Here is a 1,586-nt window from a genome sequence, read left to right on the forward strand (position 1 = left end):
GGGGTTAGTCCTCGTCGCCTCTGGCGAGGTGGCCCGTTCCGGGCTGAAAATCGTGTCGGTCGCTCGCTGACGTCGTCGCTCCTTGGTCCGTGTGAGGTCGTGGGTTAGTCGGACGCTGGTAGCCGCGTTATGGGCCCTTCACTGTTGCTGCGAGCACGCGAGTTAGATTCACCCGTTCTGTGGCTGCCGCGGGCGACCGCCTTGATGTTCGCGCTGGTGGGGAGGTTTCGGTTGTTGGAACAGGCCCAGGACGAAGAGCAGATCATCACGCGTGTGGCGGGGTTGGATATCGGTAAGGCGTCGTTGGTGTGCTGCGCGCGGGTGCCGGACGAGGCGAGGCCCGGACGGCGGTTGCAGGAGGTGCGGACCTATCCGACGATGACCCGGTCGCTGATCGGGTTGGCCGAGCGGTTGGCCGGCTTGGGGGTGACCCGGGTGGTGATGGAAGCCACCAGTGACTACTGGAAGCCGGTGTTCTACCTGCTGGAGGCGCACGGTTTCGAGGTGTGGCTGGTCAATGCCCGCGACGTCAAGCATTTACCGGGTCGACCGAAGACCGACAAGCTGGACGCGGTGTGGTTGTGCAAGGTCGCCGAACGGCAGATGATCCGGCCGAGTTTCGTGCCACCGGCGCCGATCCGGATGCTGCGGGACCTGACCCGTTACCGGGTTGATCTGATCGCTGAGGCCGGGGCGGAACGCAACCGGGCGGAGAAGCTGCTGGAGGACGCGCAGATCAAACTGTCGGTCGTGGTCAGCGACCTGTTCGGCACGTCGGGGCGGGCCATGATGGCGGCGTTGATCGCCGGTCAGCGTGACCCAGATACCCTGGCCGAGTTGGCCCGCTCCAGCCTGCGCCGCAAGATCCCCGCCCTGCAGGAAGCTCTCACCGGTCACTTCACCGATCATCACGCGTTCCTGCTGGGCAAGATGATCGCCCGGGTCGAGCAGGTCGAGGCCGACATCCGCGAGGTCGACGCCCGGATCGAGGCGCACCTGGCCCCTTTCGCCCCGGCGGCGGCCCGGCTGCTTGAGATTCCCGGAGTCGGCCCAGCCGCCGCTGCCGCGATCATCGCCGAGATCGGCGTGGACATGACCCGCTTCCCGACCCCGGCCCACCTCGCCGGCTGGGCCAAGTTCGCGCCCGGCGTCAAGGAATCAGCCGGCCGCCGCAAAGGCACCGGATCAACCGGACACGGCAACCGCTACCTCGCCCGCGTCCTCGGACAGATCGCGGTCTCCGCCGCCCGCACCAGCACGTTCCTCGGCGAACGCTACCGACGCATCGCCCGAAGACGCGGCGCCAAACGCGCCATCGTCGCGGTCGGCCGCTCGGTCCTGACCATCATCTGGCACCTACTGTCCGACCCCGCAGCCGGCTTCCGTGACCTCGGCGCCGACTTCTACCTCAGCCGCACCGACACCGAACGCCGCAAACGCAACCACATCCACCAACTCGAAGCCCTCGGCTACCGCGTCACCCTCGACCTCGCCGCCTAACGCACCACCCAACAACACCCATCCCGCGCCGCTTCGCGACGCGGGACGCTACCGCACGTCAAGTCACGGTCGATTTTCGAGTTAGG

1 protein-coding gene is annotated in these 1,586 nt (G+C 67.2%); it reads left to right on the plus strand.

Translation table 11 applies throughout. From position 1 onward, the window contains the following. The first annotated feature begins 129 nt into the window (after positions 1-129). Positions 130-1,500 (plus strand): IS110 family transposase, encoded by a 1,371-nt coding sequence (locus tag ACFOX0_RS34065; protein WP_377553788.1) that lies wholly within the window; start codon positions 130-132, stop codon positions 1,498-1,500. The last annotated feature ends 86 nt before the right edge of the window (positions 1,501-1,586 follow it).

Source organism: Micromonospora zhanjiangensis (assembly GCF_042650605.1).
Classification (GTDB): Bacteria; Actinomycetota; Actinomycetes; order Mycobacteriales; family Micromonosporaceae; genus Micromonospora_J; species Micromonospora_J zhanjiangensis.

Bases quoted from the DNA above. Each gene is read 5' to 3' on its own strand.
- ACFOX0_RS34065 (WP_377553788.1), top strand. From the start codon at position 130: ATGGGCCCTTCACTGTTGCTGCGAGCACGCGAGTTAGATTCACCCGTT.